Consider the following 2343-nt stretch of genomic DNA (forward strand, 5'->3'; position numbering starts at 1 on the left):
ACATTGAACTTCTCTCGCAGCTAGTCGGCATTGCAGCCTTCCTTGTCTTCGCTGTGGCAGCCGTTTACGTGCGTCGCACGGGACATACGATCTTCACATCACGCCCAGTGGCGTGGGCGTATCTCGCCGGCATGTACGGACTTGCGATGCGGAGCTTCACAGCGCGGGCGGGCCGGATGTCTCGCGGCGAGAGAGTCTCGGCTTGGCGAGACCGGACTCGCCTCAGACCACCGTAGAACCAACCGCCTAACGTTGGAGCTAAGCGGCCACATCCATCGCGAAGCGATTGATGGGTCCGCTTGAGCGAGCTGTTGGGCGGTCGCTCCCGCGGGTGGGGGCATGGCCCGAACGGCCCGCCCGCGATTTGGGTTGGCGCCGGCGAACCGCCGCGGCCCAGGCCGGCAGCCCCGGCGGCGCGAAAGCGATGATGCCGCAGGACCGCCGTGAAGCAACAGGCCGGCATTTCGCGCCGACTGGGCAGCCGCACCGCAGCGCGGACGTTTGCTCCCCAGAGCGCCGGCCCGGAGCGAGGCGCTACAAACACCAATGAACATGCCGACTTGCGACGCCTAACGATCGAGCTAAGCGGCAGCTCCAATCGCGAAGCGATTGGACTGTCCGCTTGAGCGAGTTGTTAGGCTGTCGCTCACGCCGGATGCTGCATGGCCCGAACTGACAGCCCGCGAAATTGGTTGCTGCCTGCCAACCGACGATGCCCATGCCGGCAGACCAGGCGGCGCGAAAGCGATGATGCAACAGGAAAGCCGAGAAGCAACAGACCGGCATTTCGCGCCGACTGGGCAGCCGCGCCGCAGCGCGGACGATTGCTCCCAGGAAAGCCGGCCCGAAGCGAGGCGCAAAAAACCTCAATGGCCATGCCGACTTGCGACGCCTAACGCCTGAACTAAGCGGCCACATCAATCGCGAAGCGATTGATTGGTCCGCTTGAGTGAATAGTTAGGTTCACGTCGTTTTTGAAGCAAGAGCGCCGTACTTCTTTCGCAGGGCCACATCCGAAGCGGACAATGCACAAAGCGCGTCGGCAATTTCCGCGCGAATCAGAGCAACCGCCTCCTTGTCGTCTCTCGAACTAGCGTCGTTCAATCGCTTCTCAAGAGAAGCGAGAATGGACTCGCCTAGGGAAGAATAATTCAGCATGAAATGGCTCCCAGATCGCCGTTAAAACCTCATGACTCTTCGTCGCCGTACCGGCCCATGATCCACTTGCCAATTTTCGATCCGGCGTAATAGCTGGCAAGAGTGAGAACCAGAAAGATCAGCGGCTTTTCGCTGAGCCGCAGTTCAAACACGAATGATAGAACTGCGGGAACAAGAACTGATCCGATCATGACTGCGGCGCCTAGCCCGACACGACTAGCCCTGACCGGGTTCTCAAAGAAATACCTGATCAGCGCAATCAAGCTGCCGATGACAACCAGCGGAATGATCAATCCGCCTACACCCGAAAGGAAAAGCATCAACCCATCAAGGATCTTTCCAAGGGATTCAGTGATGGAAGAAAGCATGAACGGTGCGTCCTCAAACCTAACGCTCCGGTTCAGCGTCGAACCGCGCAGCGGGTCGTCCGCTGCAACCGGTTGTTAGCCGATCAGCCCATAAACATCTTTCATTCAACAAACGGCGAATCCAAGTCAGTCGCCAGCACCATCACATCGGGATCGGCATTAAATATGGCTATGAGATCACCATGTAACTTGACTGCCGCTTCGCGGACTCCCGTGTCGATGAACCGGAATTTCCGCCAACTCCAAACGCGGTCTTGACCTGCTCCATCTGTCACGTACAGATCCAGGTGCCCATCATTACACTCTCTCCCGTAGATGCACACGCCGAAGGTGCATGGGAACCCTGCCAACTCGACCCACCAACCCCAATCCTCGCAGCAGCAAAACGGTGCGTCGTACCCGTACTCCCGCAGCCTGCTGACCAGATACTCCGCGAGTGCTTTGCCATACATACCTTCGTTGACAAGTTCGTCAGCCTCGCCAGGAAGAATCGGAAATTTTGCGGAGCTGACGCGGATGAATGTCCCCATTTGGCCTCCACTAGGCTAACGTCCGGTGCTAAGCGGCGTGAGCATCGCCTCAGCACAAAATTTTCGCCGGATGGCGGGGCGAACGTCCGCTTGAGCACCTAGTTAGCGGGACGGCGCTGCCTGATGTTGCCTGGCCGACGCCCGCTCGAGTGCCCGACCCTCCCCTCATGCGACCCCGACGATGCCCCGCCGGGCGCCGAAGGCGGCGCAAAAGCACTCCAGAACCAGCAAGGCGACCGCACCGTCGCAAAAGCGTTTTGCGCCGCGTGCGGTCGCCTTGCTGTTCT

3 protein-coding genes are annotated in these 2343 nt (G+C 59.5%); all 3 read right to left on the reverse strand.

All coding sequences use genetic code 11. The annotated features are described in order from the left end of the window. Positions 1-963 precede the first annotated feature (963 nt). The 3 genes from O9255_RS13115 to O9255_RS13125 all read right to left on the reverse strand — a co-directional run bounded on the left by O9255_RS13115 (position 964) and on the right by O9255_RS13125 (position 2056). Positions 964-1158 (reverse strand): hypothetical protein, encoded by a 195-nt coding sequence (locus O9255_RS13115; protein ID WP_297867317.1) that lies wholly within the window; start codon positions 1156-1158, stop codon positions 964-966. Positions 1159-1187: 29 nt separating this feature from the next. After that, the gene (locus O9255_RS13120) at positions 1188-1526 is read right to left on the reverse strand and encodes a hypothetical protein (RefSeq protein ID WP_297867318.1); all 339 of its coding nucleotides are present in this window, start codon (positions 1524-1526) and stop codon (positions 1188-1190) included. 101 nt (positions 1527-1627) lie between these two features. Next, entirely contained in the window at positions 1628-2056 is a 429-nt protein-coding gene (locus O9255_RS13125) for a hypothetical protein (RefSeq protein ID WP_297867319.1), read from the reverse strand. Positions 2057-2343 lie beyond the last annotated feature (287 nt).

Source organism: Silanimonas sp. (assembly GCF_027530345.1).
In the GTDB taxonomy this organism is placed as follows: Bacteria; Pseudomonadota; Gammaproteobacteria; order Xanthomonadales; family Xanthomonadaceae; genus Silanimonas.